Below are 21176 nucleotides of genomic sequence, written 5' to 3'. Positions count from 1 at the left end.
CTTCCGCTATACACATCCTGTAGAACGATTAGAGCTGAAAAAGGAAGGTGCTTCATTTGACTACAGTGGTTGCATTTATTCTTATGTTCGGACTTTTGGTGTTCGTGCATGAGTGGGGGCATCTCATATTTGCCAAACGATCGGGAATGCTCGCAAGGGAATTTGCGATAGGATTTGGACCTAAGATTTTTGCATTCACTCGAAATGAAACTCTTTATACGATTCGTCTTCTTCCCATTGGCGGCTATGTTCGAGTTGCTGGCGAAGATCCAGAAATCGTTGAATTGAAAGCAGGCCACCATATCGGTCTTGAATTCAATGAAGCTGGAAAAGTAAATAAAATTATCGTAAACAATAAAGACAAGCATCCACATGCGCGAGTCATTGAAGTCGAACGCGCGGACTTAGATCATCGCCTTGTCATTGAAGGTTACGAAATCGATGAAGATGAAAAGCTCTTCTTTGAAGTCGACCCGAAAGCGATGTTCGTCATGGATGAAAAAGAAACACAAATTGCTCCTTACAACCGTCAATTTGCATCAAAATCTGTTCCGCAGCGTGCGATGCAGCTTTTCGCAGGACCAATGATGAACTTCGTCTTAGCGATTGTTTTGTTCATGATTCTTGGCTTCATTCAAGGGGTCCCTTCGAACGAAGCAAAACTCGGAGAGATCCAGGAGAACTCCCCGGCCTCACAGGCTGATCTACAGGCTGGTGATGAAGTCGTTGCTGTGGACGGCGAATCTGTCAGTACATGGGAAGAGTTCACCACCATCATTCGAGCTCATCCTGACGAAGAAGTGACATTGACGATCAATCGTGAGGGTGCCACTCAGCAGTTGAACATCACTCCTGCCGCCGTTGAAAGTAGAGAAACGACCATCGGCCAAGTGGGTGTCGCCCGTGCTTTTGAAGAGTCTTTTGCAAAGAAATTAACGTTCGGGTTTACGCAGACCTATGAGTGGTCAGCATTGATATTAACGAATCTAGGTAAATTAGTGACCGGACAATTTTCATTAGATATGCTTTCAGGGCCTGTCGGAATTTATGATGCCACAGACCAGGTCGTCCGCACAGGATTCACGAATTTCGTCATGTGGACATCCATCTTGAGTATCAACCTTGGAATTGTAAACTTGCTGCCTCTCCCTGCTTTAGATGGAGGACGTCTCTTATTCGTAGGGCTTGAAGGGCTCAGAGGGAAACCGATCGATCCTCAAAAAGAAGGGATCGTTCACTTCATCGGATTCGCTTTACTTATGTTATTGATGCTCGTCGTCACATGGAACGATATCCAACGTTTATTCTTGTGATTTTTTATAGCTGGAAGTCCTGAGGTGATCGGTGATTCCTAGGCTTCTGGCTTCTTTTTATTAACGTCAAATAAAGAAGTGGAATCTTTGAGACTAGTGATTTCCTCCTTTAATAAACTTCAATTAAATAGAACTGAGGTGCATGTTATGAGACAAAGTCATATGTTAATACCTACCCTTAAAGAAAACCCTGCTGATGCTGAAATCAAGAGCCATCAGCTCCTCGTTCGTGCTGGTTACATACGCCAGATTGCATCAGGCATCTACAGCTTCCTGCCGATCGGCCGCCGAGTATTAAGCAAGGTTGAGAATATTGTTCGGGAAGAGATGGAGAAAATCGGGGCTCATGAAATGGCGATGCCTGCCCTTGAGCCTTCAGAACTTTGGAAGGAAACGGGACGTTGGACCACGTTCGGTTCCGAGCTGATGCGCTTGAACGACCGACACAATCGGGAGTTTGCCCTTGGTGCCACCCATGAGGAAGTCATCACAAGCCTCGTGCGTCATGAAGTGAAAAGTTATAAGCAACTTCCTTTGACGGTTTTCCAAATTCAAAATAAATTCCGTGATGAAGCCCGTCCTCGTTTCGGTCTTCTACGTGGAAGAGAGTTTTTGATGAAGGATGCCTACTCTTTCAATGAATCCTACGAAAGCCTTGATGAAACCTATGACAAAATGTTCGAAGCCTACTCGAATGTATTCAGACGCTGCGGGTTGAACTTCCGTGCTGTCATCGCAGACTCCGGAGCCATGGGCGGGAAAGATACCCATGAGTTCATGGTATTATCTGAAGTAGGCGAGGATGTCATTGCCTATTCAGATACTTCTCGCTATGCGGCGAATATTGAAATGGCTCCGGTCGTGGCGGCGTATGAAAAGTCTACAGCGACTCCTCAAACGATGGAAAAAGTAGAAACACCAGGTCAAAAGACGATGAAGGATGTTGCTGAATTCCTGGGTCATGATTTACAGGAAGGCATCAAGTCGATCCTTTTCCAAGTAGATGAGAGATTTGTTCTTGCGCTTACCCGAGGAGATCATGAAGTAAATGATGTTAAATTGAAAAATCTTTATGATGCGGATATAGTTGAACTTGCTTCTGAAGAAGATACTAAACGACTGCTTGGTTCAGGGTTCGGTTCTCTTGGACCGATTGGAGTAACTGAAGAAGTGGAAGTTGTCGCTGATCATGCTGTACAAGCCATGGTGAACGTATCTTGTGGAGCGAATGAAGAGGGCTATCATTTTAAGAATGCAACACCAGAAAGAGACTTTGCTGTCAAAACTTATGCCGATTTACGGTTTATCGAAGAAGGAGATCCATCACCGGATGGAGAGGGCATCATTAAGTTTGCCAGGGGCATTGAAGTGGGACATGTCTTCAAGCTGGGTGAATTTTATTCTGAACGGATGAATGCGACCTTCCTTAATGATCAAGGAAAAGCGAAAACGATGATCATGGGCTCGTACGGTATTGGTGTATCCCGTACACTTGCAGCAATCGTAGAACAATACCACGATGAAAGAGGGATCACGTGGCCGAAGAATATTGCCCCATATCAAGTCCATTTGCTTTCATTGAATCCTAAAAAAGAAGAACAGAAAGAATTGGCAGATCAATTATATGACACACTGCTTGATGCAGGGATCGAAGTCTTATATGATGATCGTAAAGAACGTGCCGGCGTAAAATTTGCCGACAGCGACCTTTTCGGTGTACCTGTAAGGATCACGGTAGGAAAGCGTGCCGGTGAAGGCGTTGTTGAAGTGAAGGAACGCGCAACTGGCGATCAAAATGAATTAGAGACTAGTGAAGTCTTAGAATATATTAAGAACTGGTACAAAGCCTAATACTTCTTTGGAAAACTATACCCTTGCTAAAGGAAAGAGCAAGGGTTTTTCCATGTCAGGTGTTGGGTTAGGAAAGAGGAGGAATTCCGTTTGAGTGTCAGCAATAAAGAAAAAATGCACTATTTGCTGGAGCAGATTCAGTTCCCGCATGATCTAATAGAGCCTCACTTTAAAGACAGCAGCATGCAGAAGCTGGTGGTCTATCGCGAACAAAAATTGTGGCATTTTCACTTTCTTATGCCAAAACCGCTGCCCCCTTCTGTTTATGATTTATTTACAAGTAAACTTGTAGCGACTTTCCGTTCGATTGCTGATGTGACCTGGACGATCGAGACATCTGAAAAAGAACTTTCAGTTAATGATGTGCTTGAATACTGGCAGAGCTTCATCAAAACATTAACGAACCTAACACCAAGCTATAAAGATTTATTGATGGAGCAGCAGCCTGAGGTGAACGGGAATAAGGTTATGTTAACTTGCAGGAACTTAGCCGAAAGTCATGCCATACAGAAAAAGTTAGAAGAACCTTTGAAAAGTTTTTGTCTCAAATGCGGCCTTCCTTCGTTCATGCTTTCAACACGAGTGAAAGAAGAAACGGAACAAATTAAACGTTTCCAGGAAGAACGTCAAAAAGAGGATAAAATACTTGTCCAGCAAGCGGTGAAAGAACAAGAAGAGAGAGCCAAAGATAAAGACGACTCCAAACCAAAAGGGCCGCTTGAGATTGGTTACAAGATTCAAGATGACATCATCCCAATGGAGGAAATCCAGGAAGAAGAGAAGAAGATTGCTGTCCAGGGATATATTTTCGATGTCGAAATCAAAGAACTTCGCTCCGGACGTCATTTATTACTCTTAAAAGTGACGGATTATACGGATTCCTTTTCGATCAAAATGTTCTCACGCGGAGACGATCATGCTGAACTGTTCAAGCACGTGAAAGAGGGCATGTGGATCAAAGCGCGTGGTGGCATCCAGACAGATAATTTCACGAACGAATTAACGATGATGGCCAATGACATCAATGAAGTGAAACCGAAATTGCGAGAAGATAAAGCGCCTGAAGGGGAGAAGAGGATTGAATTGCATGCCCATACCACGATGAGTGCGATGGATGCGCCTGTTTCCCCGTCACGTCTGATCAAACAAGCAGCAGATTGGGGACACGAAGCTATTGCCATCACAGACCATGCGGTCGTTCAAGCCTATCCGGATGCCCATGCCGCAGGCCAGAAAAATGGTGTGAAAATCATTTATGGTGTGGAAGCCAACTTGGTGGATGATGGAGTCCCCATTGCTTACGAGGAACAGGACAGGGAGCTTGAGGACGCCGTCTACGTGGTTTTTGACGTGGAGACGACCGGTCTTTCTGCAGTGTACGATAAAATCATCGAACTAGCGGCCGTCAAAGTGCAGGGTGGGGAAATCATCGATCGATTTGAATCCTTCGCCAACCCCCATCAACCGTTGTCCCAAACAACAATCGACCTTACAGGAATCACGGATGACATGGTAAAGGATGCCCCGGAAATCGAACAGGTCCTCAAGGACTTCCACGAATGGACGGGAGAAGACATCCTCGTTGCTCACAACGCCAGTTTCGATATGGGCTTTTTAAATGCCGGTTATCAAAACATCGGCCTGGAAAAGTCTACGAATCCAGTCATCGATACGTTAGAGCTTGCTCGTTTCCTAGTGCCTGAATTAAAGAACCACCGTTTAAATACGCTTTGTAAGAAATTCGATATTGAGTTGACCCAGCACCACCGGGCGATTTATGACGCAGAAGCAACGGGTTATTTATTATGGAAACTCGTGAAGCGAGCCATGGAAAAAGAGATTACGAACCATAAAAATTTGAATGATTATATGGGTGAGGGAAAAGCGTACCAACGTTCCAGACCTTCTCATTGTACGCTGCTTGCCACAAACAGCACAGGATTAAAAAACATTTACCGTCTCGTATCAGAAGCGCATGTGAATTATTTCTACCGTGTTCCACGCGTCCCACGCTCCCTTTTGGCCAAAAACCGGGAGGGAATCCTCGTAGGTTCCGGGTGTGACAAAGGGGAAGTTTTTGAAACGATGATGCAGAAATCCGAGGAAGAGGCAGAGAAGGTGGCTGAATTTTATGATTACATCGAAATTCAACCACCAGGAAACTATTATCACCTGCTGGAAAAAGATCTTGTCCAGACGGAAGCGCAAATCCTCGATATTTTGAAAAGGCTTGTCGCTATGGCGGATCGAATGGGTAAAACAATTGTTGCTACTGGTAACACTCACTACGTAGAGCCTCATGAAAAGCAGTATCGGCAGATTCTCATTTCGTCCCAAAACGGGAACCCGCTTAACAGGCAGACACTGCCGGAGGTTCACTTTAAAACAACGAATGAAATGATCGATGAGCTTGATTTCTTAGGAAAAGAAAAAGCCACAGAGTTAGTCGTAACAAACACCCATAAAATAGCCGAGCAGGTCGGTGAAGTTTCACCCGTTAAAGATGACTTGTACACGCCTAATATTGAAGGGGCAGACCAGGAAATCCGTGAAATGTCCTACAATAAAGCACGAAGCATTTATGGAGAGCCTATCCCTGATTTGATCGTTAAACGTTTGGAAAAAGAGCTAGATAGTATCATCGGAAATGGATTTGCAGTAATCTATCTCATTTCACAAAAACTTGTAACCAAGTCTTTAGAAGATGGGTACCTTGTTGGATCACGTGGTTCTGTCGGTTCATCCTTTGTTGCCACGATGACGGATATTACAGAGGTGAATCCTCTTCCGCCGCATTACGTGTGTCCGTCTTGTCAATATAATGAATTTTTCACAGACGGATCGGTCGGAAGCGGATTTGACCTCGAAGAAAAAGATTGCCCGGAATGTGGCACTTCTTTAACAAAAGACGGGCAGGACATTCCATTTGAAACGTTCCTAGGCTTTAAAGGGGATAAGGTCCCGGATATCGACTTGAACTTCTCAGGGGAATATCAGCCCCATGCGCACAACTATACGAAAGAGTTATTCGGTGAAGATAGTGTGTTCCGTGCCGGGACGATCGGTACGATAGCGGAGAAAACCGCTTATGGCTATGTGAAGGGTTACGCCGGAGATCATCAGCTGCTTTATAAAAATGCTGAAATCGATCGTCTTGTTCATGGTTGTACAGGTGTGAAAAGGACAAGCGGACAACACCCAGGGGGGATCATCGTTGTCCCTGATGATATGGAGATTTATGATTTTTCTCCTATCCAATTTCCAGCAGATGATACGAAATCAGAGTGGAAGACCACTCACTTTGACTTCCACTCCATTCACGATAATCTTTTGAAACTGGATATACTTGGACACGATGACCCGACCGTCATTCGTATGCTGCAGGACCTCAGTGGAATCGATCAGAAGGAAATCCCGGTTGATGATCCTGAAGTGATGAAGATTTTCAGCGGTCCTGAAGCGCTCGGAGTGACGGCGGATCAAATTATGTGTAAAACAGGGACCCTCGGCGTACCTGAGTTTGGTACACGCTTTGTAAGGCAGATGCTTGAAGATACAAAGCCGAAAACATTTGCAGAACTCGTCATCATTTCCGGCCTATCACATGGAACGGACGTATGGCTTGGAAATGCCGAACAGCTGATAAATGATGGTATCTGTACTCTTCCAGAAGTCATTGGCTGCCGTGACGATATCATGGTGTATCTCATGCATAAAGGTCTCGATCCTTCCCTTGCCTTTAAGATTATGGAATTCGTTCGTAAAGGCCGAGGCCTTCAAGATGAGTGGATCGAAGAAATGAAAAAACACGGCGTGCCGGACTGGTACATTGATTCTTGTAAGAAGATCAAATACATGTTCCCGAAAGCACACGCCGCCGCCTATGTATTGATGGCGGTAAGAATTGCGTATTTCAAAGTCCACTATCCGATTTATTTCTATGCTGCCTATTTCACGGTGAGAGCGAGTGATTTTGAACTGGAAACGATGATGAAAGGTTCCGAAGCTATTCGTAAGCGCATGAAAGAGATTCAGGAAAAAGGCTTCGATGCCACTCCAAAAGAAAAAAGTTTGATGACCGTCCTCGAACTATCCCTTGAAATGTGCGAAAGAGGATATGGATTTAAGAACGTGGATCTATACCGTTCCAGTGCCACAGACTTTCTCGTTGAAGGGAATGAGTTGATTCCTCCATTCAACGCAGTCGATGGTTTAGGAACAAACGCAGCTATCAATATCGTTAATGCAAGAAAAGAAGGCGAATTCCTATCCAAGCAGGACTTGAGAGAACGCAGCCGTATTTCCAAAACGGTACTTGAATACCTGGATAACTTCGGATGCTTAGAGGGAATGCCGGATGAAAACCAACTGTCCCTTTTCTAATTTCTCAGCTCAACGACAGATAAAACTGCCGATTCACTGTTAAAGTATATGGCAGGATTCTTGAAGACTCGATTTCGAGATGTATCGGGGTTCGTTTTCCGTATTGAGCGTTAGGGGTGGCTGGGAAGCAGCTCGCTTTCCTGCGGGGATGACGGCAAGCCTCCTCGTGCTTCGCACTGTGGGGTCTCGCCAGCCAATCCATTCCCGCGGGAGTCTCGCAGCTTCCCAACCACCCCATTCAGTGTATGTGAGAAACGCCCCCCTTCACTCTGGGAAGGTGCCCTTCCACTATCCTGGTTTTATAAGCATAAAGCCTTCTATAAAAAGCTTTCCGCATGTAAAATGGCGTCCTTGTGAGTTGATTCCCCTCCAATTAACATGTGCATAAAAGCAGCTTATTCCAGAAGTGGTTTCGAGATACTAATATGGCAAAGGGGCGGAGGGGAATGGCGAGACTCCTGCGGGAAAAAAGTGCATGGTGAGACCCCACAGGACGCAGTCCGAGGAGGCTCACCGCGCTCCCGCGGAAAGCGAGTTATTCCCCGCAGCCCCATTCACTCTACAAAAGTCCCGAAACGGAGACTTGCACAAGCGGGAGCTTTAGGGAGACAACTTAGTTTGAGAGGCGGAGGGAAGCTGTTGATTTCTTCCTTTGTTGCATAGAATACGCATCTATGATATATTTTTTATGGTGAGAAGAGTGATACGAACGACGAAAGAGTGGGGCAACCCACTCTTTCGTCATATTCCAGCCTCTTGCTTGTGGAGAAACTTCGATGCATGAGGGGTTTTTAGTACCCGCGAGACGAACCGCTATGATCTATGTCATAGCGGTTTCTCATGGTACTTGCAATTCTGGCCCCTGTTACTTAAATGAAATGAGCGAATACATCCCATAATAATAAATACTAACCATTACATTGTGTTCGAAGGAGGGAAGAGCATGAGCAATCATGTTACATCCGTTGCAGAACGTCTTGTCCAGCCGATCCTTGAGGAGATGAACCTCGAACTTGTGGATATCGAGTACAAGAAAGAAGGTCAGAACTGGTACCTTCGCGTCTTTATCGATAAAGAAGGCGGTGTGGACATAGAAGAATGCGGACAAGTATCTGAACAGCTGAGTGAAAAATTAGATGAAGAAGATCCCATTGAAATTGCGTATTTCCTGGAAGTTGCATCACCTGGGGCGGAACGTCCTCTAAAGACAGAAGCAGACTTTGAAAAGTTTGTCGGTGAATATGTGTACATGAAACTCTACGAACCGATTGATGGGGAGAAGGAGTTCGAAGGGACACTGAAGTCCTTTGAAAATTCCGTGGCAACCGTAGAGATTCGTATTAAGACACGTAAGAAACAACTGGAAGTACCATACCAAAAAATAGCTAAAGCCAATTTAGCTGTCACATTTAATTAAGGGGGAGAAAACTGTTGAGTAGTGAACTATTTGATGCCATGAATTATTTAGAGAAGGAAAAAGGCATCGACAAAAATCTTTTATTGGAAGCACTTGAAGCAGCATTGATTTCTGCTTATAAGAAAAACTTCAATTCCGCGACGAACGTACGCGTGGATATTAATGAAGAAGAAAGTGCCATGAAAGTCCTTGCGCGAAAAGAAATCGTAGAAGAAGTCATGGATCCGCAGCAGGAGATTTCTTTAGAAGAAGCGAAAGACATCGATCCGAACTATGGGGTTGAAGATGTCATCGAGGTGGAAGTAACACCTATGGACTTCGGCCGTATCGCAGCCCAAGCGGCTAAGCAAGTCGTTACGCAGCGTGTCCGTGAAGCAGAGCGAGGCATCATTTACGGTGAGTATGTCGATCGTGAAGAGGATGTCATGACAGGGATCATCCAAAGAAAAGATCCTCGCTTCGTCTATGTGAATCTAGGTAAAATTGAAGCACGTCTTCCAGAAGGAGAGCAGATGCCGACAGAGACCTATGAAGTTCACGATCGCCTCAAAGTATTTGTGACAAAGGTGGAAAACAGCAACAAAGGTCCACACATCTATGTTTCCCGTACACACCCGGGTCTCTTGAAGCGTTTGTTTGAGATGGAAGTACCTGAGATCTATGACGGTACTGTCGAAGTCATGTCTGTAGCCCGGGAAGCAGGGGACCGTTCTAAAATCTCGGTTTACGCAGAAGATCAAGAAATCGATCCGGTCGGCTCTTGTGTAGGTCAAAGAGGCCAGCGTGTACAAGCCATTGTTAATGAACTGAAGGGTGAAAAAATCGACATTGTTCAATGGTCAGAGGATCCCGTTGAATATGTTTCGAATGCCTTAAGCCCTTCAAAGGTCGTGGAAGTGCTTGTAGATGAAGAGGATAAGGCGACAACAGTGATCGTTCCTGATTATCAACTGTCCCTTGCGATCGGTAAACGCGGTCAAAACGCTCGTCTTGCGGCTAAGTTGACAGGCTGGAAGATTGACATTAAGAGTGAAAGTGAAGCACGTGAACAAGGTCTTCTTTCTACAGAAGAAACCGATATAGAAGATGAAGACGTTTTTGACGAAGAATTGTCTGAAGATTAAGGAGGGGGAGAACGATGACCCGTTCCAAAAAACAACCATTAAGAAAATGTGTCGTCACACAGGATATGGTTCCTAAACAGCAATTGATCCGTGTTGTACGCAATAAAGAGGGAGAGGTTTTTGTGGACGACACAGGAAAAAAGAATGGGCGTGGAGCCTATCTCATGAAAGACCTTCAAGTCATTGAACAGGCTGAAAAGCAGCAGGTGCTGAACCGTCACCTTAAAACGAAGGTGGATGACAGCATTTATGAGGAATTGAGAGCAAAAGTAAAGGCTGACCCATCATGAAGGGCAGCTACTTGAACCTGTTGGGTCTGGCTTTAAGAGCCGGCAAGTGTACGCTCGGTGAAGAATCGATCGTACGAGACATCCAAAAGCGAAAAGCTAAGCTCGTTCTCATTGCCAATGATACAGGGAAACAAACAAAGAAGAAGCTGACAGATAAATGCAGTTTCTATGAAATACCTTGCTATGAAGTCGATGATCGAGAGACATTATCACAGGCTATCGGAAAGGCAGGGAGAGTCGCGATCGCAGTTCTTGACCAAGGATTTGCGAAAAAGTTGCAATCGCTACTCGATGAATCTATTCGGGGGTGAAGATTTTATGAGTAAAATGCGCGTATATGAATATGCAAAGAAAAATGAACTATCTAGTAAACAAGTCATTCAAAAACTGCAAAATCTGAATATCGAAGTGAACAACCATATGTCCACTTTGGAGGAGGATGCAGCGAAGAAGCTGGATCAAGCATTTGGAAAAGGGCAAGCATCCAAAGGTCAAAACCAGAATAAATCGAAGTCTCAAAAACCGAACAACAACAAAAAACCAGCCAACAAAAAGCAAAGAAACAACAACCAGAAGAACCAAAAGCCTTCCCAGCAGCAAGCACCTAAAAAGTCTAAAAAGCAGACACCTGAAAAGATCACTTATTCAGGCAGCCTGACGGTTGGTGAGCTTGCAGAAAAGCTAAACAAGGATTCTTCAGAAATCATCAAAAAGCTTATGTTCTTAGGCACAATGGCTACCATCAACCAGGAACTGGATGCTGATTCGATCGAATTGATTTGTGAAGAGTTCGGAGTAGAAGTAGAAGAAGAGGTCATTGTTGACGAGACAGACATTGAGAACCTGACGTTCGATGACGCACCGGAAGATTTGAAGGACCGTCCTGCTGTCGTTACCATCATGGGACACGTAGACCACGGAAAAACGACGCTTCTTGACCAGATCCGTAACACAAAGGTGACAGAAGGCGAAGCGGGTGGAATTACTCAGCATATTGGTGCATACCAAATTGAAGATAAAGGCAAGAAAATCACTTTCCTTGACACGCCTGGTCACGCGGCATTCACTAGCATGCGTTCCCGTGGTGCTCAAGTGACAGACATCGCCATTCTTGTCGTTGCTGCTGACGATGGTGTAATGCCGCAGACGAAAGAAGCGATCAGTCACGCGAAAGCTGCAGAAGTACCAATTATTGTTGCTGTCAATAAGATGGATAAAGAAGGCGCGAACCCGGACCGTGTTATGCAGGAGCTTATGGAATATGAGCTGATTGCTGAAGACTTTGGTGGAGAAACGATCTTTGTCAAAATGTCAGCGGTCAATGGTGAAGGAATCGACGATCTTGTTGAAATGATCGGCCTTGTATCTGAGATGGAAGAATTGAAAGCCAACCCTGAACGTGCTGCTTATGGTACGGTTATTGAAGCTGAGTTGGATAAAGGACGCGGTCCTGTTGCTACATTGCTGGTCCAGAACGGTACTTTGAATGTCAGTGATGCCATTGTAGTAGGAAATACTTGGGGACGTGTACGTGCCATGGTGAACGATATTGGTCGTCGCGTACAAGTTGCCGGGCCATCTACACCAGTGGAAATTACCGGATTGAACAATGTTCCGCAGGCAGGCGATCGTTTCTTAGTCTTTGATGACGAGAAGAAAGCGCGCTCTGTCGGTGAAGCTCGTGCTCAAAAACAATTGGAAGAAAACCGCGGCTCTACAGCAAAAGTGAGCCTTGACGACTTGTTTGATCAAATTAAACAAGGCGAAGTTAAAGAAATTAACCTGATTGTTAAAGGGGACGTGCAGGGATCTGTAGAAGCTCTTGCCGGATCTCTTGAGAAGATTGAAGTGGAAGGTGTGAAAGTTAAAATCATTCACACAGGTGTCGGGGCCATTACAGAATCTGACATTACACTCGCTTCTGCTTCCAATGCCATCGTGATTGGTTTTAACGTCCGTCCAGACGGGAATGCTAGAAAAGCAGCTGAAGCGGAAGATGTAGAAATCCGCCTTCATAACATCATTTACAAGGTGATGGAAGAGATCGAAGCAGCTATGAAAGGGATGCTCGATCCAGAATATGAAGAGAAAATCATCGGTCAGGTGGAAGTGCGTGAAATCTTCAAAGTATCTAAGATTGGTACGATTGCTGGATCTTTCGTTACGGATGGTAAAATCGGCAGAAATTCCGGTATCCGTGTCATCCGCGATGGTGTCGTCATTTACGAAGGTGAAATCGATGCACTGAAACGTTATAAAGATGATGCAAAAGAAGTTCAAAAAGGATACGAATGTGGAATTACTATCAAGAACTTCAACGACATTAAAGTGGGCGACATCATTGAACCATTTGAAATGCAGGAAATCGAGCGTAAATGATTGTAAGCGCAGAAGTGGATGGTATCATTTATGATGCGCAATCACTGAAAAACAAGCGTGCGGTTTTGAAACGCATCATGACAAGGCTCAGAAACGAATTCAACATAGCTGTAAGTGAACTTGAATATCAAGACTTGTGGCAAAGAACTCGGATCGGCCTCGTCACGATCGCTAGTGATAAAGTGATTGCGGAACAAACGATGCAGCAAGCTTTGGCTTTCATCGATTCATTTCCTGAATTTGAACGGACAGAAACCCACCAGGAATGGCTATGATGTCTGGTTAGAAGAGGTGAATAAAACATGAACGATTTAAGAGCGAACCGCGTTGGAGAACAGATGAAAAAAGAGATGAGTGACATCATCAGTAAAAAAATCAAGGATCCACGCGTAGGGTTCGTCACCGTCACAGAAGTGAAAGTGACAGGAGATTTACAACAAGCGAAAGTTTATATTTCTGTATTGGGTGATGATAAACAGAAACATGATACCCTCGTAGGTCTTGCAAAAGCGAAAGGGTTCATCCGGTCTGAAATCGGCCAGAGAATCCGTCTTCGTAAGACACCGGAAATCATGTTTGAGTTTGATGAAGCGATCGAAAGAGGAAATCGTATTGAAACGATTCTTCGTGATTTAAACGATACGGAAGATTGACAGAAAAATCCGTGCTGGTTCAGCACGGATTTTATATAGGATAAAAAAGTTTCGAGGTGAGAGGTATATGGATGGGATTCTTCCATTATGGAAGCCAAAGGGTTTTACATCCCATGACTGTGTCAGTAAGGCCCGTGGAATGTTGAAAACGAAAAAGGTCGGTCATACAGGGACCCTTGACCCAGAAGTGGAAGGGGTATTGCCCCTTTGCGTAGGAAAGGCTACGAAAATCGTTCCTTTTTTAACGGAGACAGATAAAGTGTATGAAGCTACTGTAACACTCGGGTATGCGACAGACACCGAGGATGCAACAGGTGCGACGGTTGAAACGACCCCGGTAAATGAATTCATTTCCATAGAAAAGATCAAAAGCGTACTTGGAACTTTTAAAGGCTGGATTACTCAGACACCGCCCATGTACTCTGCTGTAAAAGTTAACGGGAAGAAGCTTTATGAATATGCCCGGGAAGGGATGGAAGTGGAGAGGCCATCAAGAGAGGTGCACATTAAGCACATCGGACTGATTTCACCTGAACCGAAACAAGAGGGAGACACCTTTACTTTTTCGTTCCGAGTGATCTGTTCAAAAGGCACCTACGTGCGAACGCTATGTGTAGACATTGGAAAAGCCCTTGGATATGCCGCTCACATGTCCTGTTTGGTACGGACTGAGACCGCAGACATTACAAAGGAAGACTGCTATTCTTTCGATGAAATCCAGCAGGTCGTAGATAAAAGCTCTGGAGAACAATTACTCCTTCCTTTATCCAGGGGTCTCGCCCATATGGCCTCCTGGGAGGTGGATGATGAACAGATCGAAAAAATCAAACACGGTCAAGTATTTGAAAAACCTACTCATATCCATCAAGAGCAATTTACTGTGATGAACGCTGGTGAGGTCTTGGCGATTTACCAGCAGCATCCACGAAAAACCGGTCTCATAAAGCCGGTACGTGTATTTTAACGCTTTCACTTTTAGATGGACCTCTTTAGGGGACATAGCCATAGTTTTTTATCAGAGTTTGTTGGTTTTCCTTGCATTTCATCCAAAAAAAATGTACCCTTTAATATGGAACCTTCGCTTGGCGGAACGTAACTCCGACGTCCGCTCGGGGAAAGGGAATTCTAAATTTTTCCAGGAGGTGTAGCTATAATGGCTATCACACAAGAACGTAAACAAGAACTAATCAATGAGTACAAAACTCATGACAACGACACAGGTTCTCCAGAAGTACAAATCGCTGTACTAACTGAGCAGATCACTACTTTGAACGAGCACCTGCGTACACACAAGCAGGACCACCACTCTCGTCGTGGATTGCTTAAAATGGTAGGTAAGCGTCGTAACCTATTGAACTACCTTCGTAATAAGGACATTACACGTTACCGTGAGCTAATCAAGAGCCTTGGCTTGCGTCGCTAATGTATGGGGAAAAGCGGGAGTTATTCCCGCTTTTTCTGTATGTTTACATACAGAAGGGTGTAAACTGACAATAAACCCTTATAATGAAATAAGAAGAGTTATCGAGAGGAGTTAAGTTCTTTATGGCAGAAGAAAAACAAGTGTTTTCCATTGATGTTGCCGGTCGTACTTTTTCTGTAGAAATTGGCGAGTTGGCGAAACAAGCGAATGGTGCAGCACTCATTCATTACGGAGATACGACAGTCCTATCCACAGCTACCGGCAGTAAAGAGCCGAAGGACCTGCCGTTTTTCCCATTGACAGTAAATTATGAGGAGCGTCTTTACGCAGTAGGTAAAATCCCAGGAGGATTCATCAAACGTGAAGGTCGTCCAAGTGACAAGGCTGTCCTTGCTTCCCGTTTGATTGACCGTCCGATTCGTCCACTATTCCCTGATGGGTACCGTAACGATGTACAAGTGATCAGCTCCGTAATGAGTGTGGATCAGGATTGTTCTTCAGAAATGGCTGCAATGCTAGGGTCTTCCATTTCTTTAGGCGTGTCTGATATTCCTTTTGAAGGACCGATTGCAGGGGTGATCGTTGGACGAGTAGATGGTGAATTTGTCATCAATCCTACCGTTGAACAACAAGAGAAAAGCGATATTGACCTTACAGTAGCGGGTACGAAGGATGCCATCAATATGGTTGAAGCGGGTGCCAATGAGGTTTCTGAAGAGGACATGCTTGAAGCTATCATGTTTGGACATGAAGAAATTAAGCGTTTAGTTGCTTTCCAAGAAGAAATCGTTGAAGCTGTAGGTCGTGAAAAGATGGAAGTTCAATTGTTCGACCTGGATGCTGAACTGAAAGAGAAAGTAGAAGCAGAAGCAACAGAAGCTATTGTTCAGGCCATCAAAACAGAAGAAAAGAAAGCTCGTGAAGAAGCCATTGCACAAGTGAAAGCTGACGTTATCGCTTCTTATGAAGAGCAGGAAGCAGATGAAGAGACAATCAAACAAGTAGGATCCATATTAGAAGATATGGTGAAAACGGAAGTGCGCCGTCTCATTACGAAAGATAAAATTCGTCCGGATGGCCGTGGTGTCGACGTTATCCGTCCACTGACTTCCCGTGTAGGATTGCTACCACGTACACATGGTTCCGGTTTGTTTACACGTGGTCAAACCCAGGCCCTGAGTGTATGTACCCTTGGAGCTCTTGGAGATGTACAGATCCTCGATGGTCTCGATCTTGAAGAGTCCAAGCGTTTCATGCACCATTACAACTTCCCTAAATTCTCTGTCGGAGAAACAGGTCCGATCCGTGGACCTGGTCGTCGTGAAATCGGGCACGGTGCTCTTGGTGAACGTGCACTTGAGGTCGTCATTCCTTCTGAGAATGAATTTCCTTACACTATCCGACTGGTTTCTGAGGTTCTAGAATCAAACGGCTCTACTTCTCAAGCGAGTATTTGCGCAAGTACGCTTGCTATGATGGATGCTGGTGTTCCAATTAAAGCACCAGTGGCTGGTATTGCGATGGGTCTTGTGAAATCAGGCGATGATTATACCATCCTTACAGATATTCAAGGCATGGAAGATGCGCTTGGAGACATGGACTTCAAAGTTGCAGGAACTGAAACAGGAGTAACAGCCCTTCAAATGGATATCAAGATTGAAGGTCTTTCCAGAGAAATTTTGGAAGAAGCATTGGCTCAAGCGAAAAAAGGCCGCATGGAAATCCTTGGACACATGCTTGAGACGATTCCTGAAACACGCAAAGAACTTTCAGCACATGCTCCGAAGATCATGACGATGAAAATCAACCCAGACAAAATTCGTGATGTTATTGGACCGAGCGGGAAACAAATCAACCAAATCATTGATGATACTGGTGTGAAGATCGATATTGAACAGGATGGAACGGTGTTCATTTCTTCTACAGATGCAAGCATGAATGCAACAGCTCAGAAAATCATCGAGGATATCGTACGTGAAGTAGAAGTCGGCGAAATTTACGATGGTAAAGTGAAACGTATCGAGAAGTTCGGTGCTTTCGTGGAGCTATTCAAAGGAAAAGAAGGGCTTGTCCACATTTCTGAAATGGCTGAAGAGCGTATTGGAAAAGTGGAAGACATCGTATCCCTTGGTGATACAATTAAAGTGAAGGTCAAAGAAATCGATAACCAGGGAAGAATCAATCTTTCTAGAAAAGCAATCCTTCTCGATGAGAAGAAAAAGCAAGAAAACGTTGAACAATCCTAATATGGTTACGTAAAGAAGAGATACTGGCTTGCCAGTCTCTTTTTTTTATGCCTAAAATCCATTTTGAAGATCTTTTGATGCGATCGGTGCGCAGGAGGAATGGCTAATGGTAAGTAAAATTGGTCTAGAAAGGGGACATGCCCCATAGAATGGAGATAGGGGTGATGGTCCATGAGCTTCAGATTAATCGTATTATTCAGCGTCAATCTCTGTTTTTTTATAGGGTTTGGCATGGCTTTTTTGACTGCAGACCATGTCGTGACCGTCAATAAAGAAGATACCATCTACCAAAAAATCCAGGCCGAAAAAGAAGAATTTGAATGGGAAGCACAGGATGCGAAGATCGATTCTGTATGGAAAAAGACACCCGGGATTGTTGGCCGGAAAGTAGATGTCGAAGCCTCTTATAAGAAAATGCAAAAATACGGCAAGTACAAACCTGAATTGTATGTCTATAAATTGATCAAGCCTGAGGTTTCTCTGGAGGATTTACCCGCTTCTCCGATCTATAGAGGTCATCCGGATAAAGAAGCCGTTTCTTTTCTTATTAACGTCTCCTGGGGGGAAGAATACATTCCAGATATGGTGGAAATTTTAAATGAGCACCAAGTGAAAGCTACTTTTTTCATTGATGGAGCCTTTGCGAACGATTTTACACACCTCGTGCAGATGATTGAAGAAGAAGGGCATACGATCGGAAGTCATGGGTATAGACATAAGGACATGGGAAGAATGACGAAAGAACAAGCGAAAGCGAATTTAGAACAAGCGGATGAGCTTTTATTCGCCCTAACAAAGGAAAAAGTGAAGTATTTCGCTCCTCCATCTGGAAGCTTTAATACCGCTACCGTTGAAGCGGCAGATGAAATGGGCATGGAAACCATCTTGTGGACCGTGGATACGATCGATTGGAAAAAGCCAACTTCAGATGTACTGATCACAAGGGTCATGGGCAAGGTCCATAATGGTGCTACCATCCTTATGCATCCGACCGAGGTGACGGTGGAAAGCCTTCCAATACTAATTGAACGAATTAAAGATAAAGGGTATAAACTGGCTTCACTGCAAAAATTATTGAGTGAAGAGAGATAGAGAAGAAGGAGAGTAGCCCAAGTGAGAATGAAATCTCTAGCCCAAAAACAAGTGATTGATGTAGAGAATGGGGAGAAATTAGGAATTCTAGGAAAAGCGGACTTAATCATTGATCCCGATTCGGGAGTGATCAAGTCATTGGTCATTATGAATCAAGGATTCATTGGGTTTGGATCTTCAAAAAAAGCAATGACGATCGATTGGAGTCAAATTGAGACCATTGGTGAGGAAACGATCCTCTTAAAAAAACGATGAACACTGCAGCCTGTGCTGCAGTGTTTTTTGTTTATTAATCGAAATCACTAACTCCGCATTCCGGCATAGGATACAAGGAGATAAGATACTAGATAAAGGAGACATCCGGGATGCTAACAGGATATCATGTAGCAGTCATAGGGGGCGATGCCCGGCAGATCGAACTTATTCGAAGGTTGAATGAGTGGGATGCCACCGTCTATTTGGCTGGGTTCGACCAACTGAATGAAAGCTTTAGAGAAGCCATTGACCTTGACTTCGACAGCGAGCAGGTGGAAAAATTGGATGCCATCATCCTTCCTGTACCGGGGACGGATTCGGACGGAAAGATTGAAGGGATATTCTCCAACCAGCTGATCCATTTGTCAGAAGAATGGTTGAAAAGGACACCCGACCATTGCCAAGTGTTTTCTGGAATTGCCAATGATCATTTAAAAGATTTAGCAGCTAAAACCAATCGTACACTCATCCCCTTAATGGATCGGGATGATGTTGCCATTTATAATTCTATTCCTACCGTAGAAGGGACGCTCATGTTGATCATTCAACATACGGATTTTACGATTCACGGATCTAAAGTCATAGTACTCGGTCTTGGAAGGGTAGGAATGAGTCTTGCACGCACGTTTGACCACCTCGGTGCCAAAGTATCTGTTGGAGTACGTTCTTCAAAAGCAGCGGCAAGAGTTTATGAAATGGGGCTGGACACGATTGATATGAATGACATAGAGAATGCAGATATGTCATGTGACATCTTGCTGAATACCGTTCCACATCTGGTCGTAGATGCTTCGGTCATTAAACAGTTGCCTTCTCATGCGATGATTTTGGATCTCGCATCCAAACCGGGAGGAACCGATTTCCGTTATGCAGATAAACGAGGAATTAAAGCATTACTCGCACCAGGTCTGCCGGGAATCGTAGCTCCAAAAACGGCTGGGAGAATCATAGCAGATGTTGTGTCACGAATTGTTCAGGAAGGTTCACGAAAGGAGAATGAATAATGTCTAAGTTAAAAGGGAAAGTGATTGGATTCGGGTTAACTGGATCCCATTGTACGTACCATGAGGTTTTTCCTGTCATGCAGGAGCTCGTCGATCTCGGAGCCACCGTAGTCCCTGTTTTATCTTACACTGTACAAAATACGGATACCCGCTTTGGTGATGCTTCCGATCATTTAGAAAAAATAAAAGAAATCACAGGTGAAGAACCGATTTTGACGATTCCTGATGCAGAACCCCTCGGACCTAAACGTCCTTTGGACTGCATGCTGATTGCACCTCTTACGGGGAATTCGACTAGTAAATTTGCAAATGCATTGACGGACTCCCCTGTGTTGATGGCTGCTAAGGCAACATTGAGGAACGAAAGTCCTGTTGTCGTGGCCGTTTCAACAAATGATGCTCTTGGATTGAATGGTGTGAACATTATGCGTCTTATGGCAACAAAAAATATTTACTTTGTACCTCTAGGTCAGGATCATCCTTTCAAAAAGCCCAATTCATTGGTAGCGGATATGACTTTAATCCCAGAAACGATTGAAGCAGCGCTCGAAGGAAAGCAGCGACAACCCGTTTTAATTGAAAGGTATCCGAATTAATTCTTTTTTTCATACCAGGTGTTCTTGTAAATATGATAAAATAACAAAAATAGTGACATGTCTTACTATTCTTACAAATGATATACAAGAGAGGATGCCTAATATGAGTGAAACGAAAAAATATAATGTAGCGGTCGTCGGGGCGACTGGAGCCGTAGGACAAAAGATGTTGGAAACTTTGGAAGATCGAAAGTTTCCTGTTGAAAACTTAAAGCTTCTCTCATCAAGTCGATCAGCAGGATCGAAAATGGTGTTCAATGGTGAAGAATACACGCTTGAAGAAGCGACGCCTGAAAGCTTCAAAGGTGTGGACATTGCTTTGTTTTCTGCTGGAGGTTCTGTATCTAAGAAACTGGCTCCTGAAGCTGTTAAACACGGTGCTGTCGTCATCGATAATACGAGCGCTTTCCGTATGGCGGAAGGTGTACCTCTTGTGGTACCTGAAGTGAACGAAGCAGATATCAAGGAACATAAAGGAATCATTGCCAATCCAAACTGTTCGACCATTCAAATGGTTGCTGCTCTTGAGCCGGTCCGTAAAGCTTATGGCATGAACCGTGTCATTGTTTCAACCTACCAAGCCGTTTCCGGCGCTGGAAATGAAGCAGCTGATGAATTAAGAGAACAATCTCAATCTTTCTTGAATGGGGAAGAGCTTGAAGCCAACCTACTTCCTGTCAAAGGAGATAAAAAGCATTATCCGATCGCATTTAACGCCCTGCCTCAAATTGATGTCTTTCAGGATAATGGTTATACATTCGAGGAAATGAAAATGATCAATGAAACGAAAAAGATCATGCATGCACCTGATCTTTCTGTGGCAGCTACTTGTGTACGCCTTCCTTTCTTCACATCTCATGCGGAGAGTGTATATATTGAAGTAGAAAAAGAAGGGGTTACGGTTGAAGAAGTGAAACAGTTGATGAATGAAGCGCCTGGAATCGTTCTCGAAGACGATCCTTCTACCCAAACATACCCGACACCATTGAGTGCGGCAGAAAAGCGAGATGTTTTTGTCGGCAGAATCAGAAAAGATCTCGATGATGAAAAAGGATTCCATTTATGGGTTGTATCAGATAACTTGTTAAAAGGTGCAGCATGGAATTCCGTGCAAATTGCAGAACGCTTGGTTGCGAATAAGTGGCTGTAA

At 44.2% G+C, this 21176-nt stretch carries 18 protein-coding genes; all 18 read left to right on the top strand.

From position 1 onward, the window contains the following. Positions 1–56: 56 nt before the first annotated feature. On the top strand, positions 57–1313 hold the full coding sequence (gene rseP, locus BLS23_RS09850; RefSeq protein WP_089652381.1) for an RIP metalloprotease RseP: 1257 nt from the start codon (positions 57–59) through the stop codon (positions 1311–1313). Positions 1314–1460: 147 nt separating this feature from the next. Beyond that, positions 1461–3164, top strand: coding sequence for a proline--tRNA ligase (locus BLS23_RS09845; RefSeq protein ID WP_089652380.1), 1704 nt, complete (start codon positions 1461–1463; stop codon positions 3162–3164). 90 nt (positions 3165–3254) lie between these two features. After that, positions 3255–7547, top strand: a complete 4293-nt coding sequence (locus BLS23_RS09840; RefSeq protein WP_089652379.1) for a PolC-type DNA polymerase III — start codon at positions 3255–3257, stop codon at positions 7545–7547. 943 nt (positions 7548–8490) lie between these two features. Further along, positions 8491–8964 carry a ribosome maturation factor RimP gene (gene rimP / locus BLS23_RS09835; protein WP_089652378.1) on the top strand — a complete coding sequence of 158 codons (474 nt, stop codon included), beginning with the start codon at positions 8491–8493 and terminating at the stop codon, positions 8962–8964. Between the two features lie 14 nt (positions 8965–8978). Next, the gene (nusA, locus tag BLS23_RS09830) at positions 8979–10088 is read left to right on the top strand and encodes a transcription termination factor NusA (RefSeq protein WP_089652377.1); all 1110 of its coding nucleotides are present in this window, start codon (positions 8979–8981) and stop codon (positions 10086–10088) included. Positions 10089–10102: 14 nt separating this feature from the next. After that, on the top strand, positions 10103–10378 hold the full coding sequence (gene rnpM / locus BLS23_RS09825) for an RNase P modulator RnpM (protein ID WP_089652376.1): 276 nt from the start codon (positions 10103–10105) through the stop codon (positions 10376–10378). Beyond that, positions 10375–10689 carry a YlxQ family RNA-binding protein gene (locus BLS23_RS09820; RefSeq protein WP_089652375.1) on the top strand — a complete coding sequence of 105 codons (315 nt, stop codon included), beginning with the start codon at positions 10375–10377 and terminating at the stop codon, positions 10687–10689. Before rnpM ends, BLS23_RS09820 begins: the two co-directional genes overlap by 4 nt. 7 nt (positions 10690–10696) lie before the next feature. Further along, positions 10697–12757 carry a translation initiation factor IF-2 gene (gene infB / locus BLS23_RS09815; protein WP_089652374.1) on the top strand — a complete coding sequence of 687 codons (2061 nt, stop codon included), beginning with the start codon at positions 10697–10699 and terminating at the stop codon, positions 12755–12757. Beyond that, positions 12754–13032 (top strand): DUF503 domain-containing protein, encoded by a 279-nt coding sequence (locus tag BLS23_RS09810; protein WP_089652373.1) that lies wholly within the window; start codon positions 12754–12756, stop codon positions 13030–13032. Before infB ends, BLS23_RS09810 begins: the two co-directional genes overlap by 4 nt. A 27-nt stretch (positions 13033–13059) precedes the next feature. Further along, positions 13060–13410, top strand: coding sequence for a 30S ribosome-binding factor RbfA (gene rbfA, locus BLS23_RS09805; protein ID WP_089652372.1), 351 nt, complete (start codon positions 13060–13062; stop codon positions 13408–13410). 67 nt (positions 13411–13477) lie between these two features. Further along, positions 13478–14374 (top strand): tRNA pseudouridine(55) synthase TruB, encoded by an 897-nt coding sequence (gene truB / locus BLS23_RS09800; protein ID WP_089652371.1) that lies wholly within the window; start codon positions 13478–13480, stop codon positions 14372–14374. 189 nt (positions 14375–14563) lie between these two features. After that, complete coding sequence (gene rpsO, locus BLS23_RS09795; protein ID WP_089652370.1) at positions 14564–14833, top strand: 30S ribosomal protein S15; 270 nt, start codon at positions 14564–14566, stop codon at positions 14831–14833. A 122-nt stretch (positions 14834–14955) separates the two neighbouring features. Beyond that, the gene (gene pnp / locus BLS23_RS09790) at positions 14956–17079 is read left to right on the top strand and encodes a polyribonucleotide nucleotidyltransferase (RefSeq protein ID WP_089652369.1); all 2124 of its coding nucleotides are present in this window, start codon (positions 14956–14958) and stop codon (positions 17077–17079) included. 171 nt (positions 17080–17250) lie between these two features. After that, positions 17251–18171, top strand: coding sequence for a polysaccharide deacetylase family protein (locus BLS23_RS09785; protein WP_089652368.1), 921 nt, complete (start codon positions 17251–17253; stop codon positions 18169–18171). Positions 18172–18198: 27 nt separating this feature from the next. Beyond that, on the top strand, positions 18199–18426 hold the full coding sequence (locus BLS23_RS09780) for a YlmC/YmxH family sporulation protein (RefSeq protein ID WP_244157172.1): 228 nt from the start codon (positions 18199–18201) through the stop codon (positions 18424–18426). Between the two features lie 110 nt (positions 18427–18536). Next, positions 18537–19430: a dipicolinic acid synthetase subunit A gene (gene dpaA / locus BLS23_RS09775; protein ID WP_089652366.1), complete on the top strand. Its 894-nt coding sequence runs from the start codon at positions 18537–18539 to the stop codon at positions 19428–19430. Further along, positions 19430–20026, top strand: coding sequence for a dipicolinate synthase subunit B (locus BLS23_RS09770; protein ID WP_089652365.1), 597 nt, complete (start codon positions 19430–19432; stop codon positions 20024–20026). The genes dpaA and BLS23_RS09770 overlap by 1 nt, the downstream gene beginning before the upstream one ends. Before the next feature lie 103 nt (positions 20027–20129). Then, positions 20130–21176, top strand: a complete 1047-nt coding sequence (gene asd, locus BLS23_RS09765) for an aspartate-semialdehyde dehydrogenase (RefSeq protein WP_089652364.1) — start codon at positions 20130–20132, stop codon at positions 21174–21176.

The organism is Halobacillus aidingensis (genome assembly GCF_900104185.1).
GTDB lineage: Bacteria > Bacillota > Bacilli > Bacillales > Halobacillaceae > Halobacillus > Halobacillus aidingensis.
This window is presented reverse-complemented; position numbering and strand designations above follow the sequence as displayed.

What these genes read in the sequence shown, in the direction of transcription:
- pnp (WP_089652369.1), top strand. Translation starts at nt 14,956, where the DNA reads ATGGCAGAAGAAAAACAAGTGTTTTCCATTGATGTTGCCGGTCGTACT.
- BLS23_RS09845 (WP_089652380.1), top strand. Translation starts at nt 1,461, where the DNA reads ATGAGACAAAGTCATATGTTAATACCTACCCTTAAAGAAAACCCTGCT.
- BLS23_RS09810 (WP_089652373.1), top strand. Translation starts at nt 12,754, where the DNA reads ATGATTGTAAGCGCAGAAGTGGATGGTATCATTTATGATGCGCAATCA.
- dpaA (WP_089652366.1), top strand. Translation starts at nt 18,537, where the DNA reads ATGCTAACAGGATATCATGTAGCAGTCATAGGGGGCGATGCCCGGCAG.
- BLS23_RS09820 (WP_089652375.1), top strand. Translation starts at nt 10,375, where the DNA reads ATGAAGGGCAGCTACTTGAACCTGTTGGGTCTGGCTTTAAGAGCCGGC.
- infB (WP_089652374.1), top strand. Translation starts at nt 10,697, where the DNA reads ATGAGTAAAATGCGCGTATATGAATATGCAAAGAAAAATGAACTATCT.
- rimP (WP_089652378.1), top strand. Translation starts at nt 8,491, where the DNA reads ATGAGCAATCATGTTACATCCGTTGCAGAACGTCTTGTCCAGCCGATC.
- rbfA (WP_089652372.1), top strand. Translation starts at nt 13,060, where the DNA reads ATGAACGATTTAAGAGCGAACCGCGTTGGAGAACAGATGAAAAAAGAG.
- BLS23_RS09780 (WP_244157172.1), top strand. Translation starts at nt 18,199, where the DNA reads ATGAAATCTCTAGCCCAAAAACAAGTGATTGATGTAGAGAATGGGGAG.
- rpsO (WP_089652370.1), top strand. Translation starts at nt 14,564, where the DNA reads ATGGCTATCACACAAGAACGTAAACAAGAACTAATCAATGAGTACAAA.
- asd (WP_089652364.1), top strand. Translation starts at nt 20,130, where the DNA reads ATGAGTGAAACGAAAAAATATAATGTAGCGGTCGTCGGGGCGACTGGA.
- rnpM (WP_089652376.1), top strand. Translation starts at nt 10,103, where the DNA reads ATGACCCGTTCCAAAAAACAACCATTAAGAAAATGTGTCGTCACACAG.
- BLS23_RS09770 (WP_089652365.1), top strand. Translation starts at nt 19,430, where the DNA reads ATGTCTAAGTTAAAAGGGAAAGTGATTGGATTCGGGTTAACTGGATCC.
- truB (WP_089652371.1), top strand. Translation starts at nt 13,478, where the DNA reads ATGGATGGGATTCTTCCATTATGGAAGCCAAAGGGTTTTACATCCCAT.
- BLS23_RS09785 (WP_089652368.1), top strand. Translation starts at nt 17,251, where the DNA reads ATGAGCTTCAGATTAATCGTATTATTCAGCGTCAATCTCTGTTTTTTT.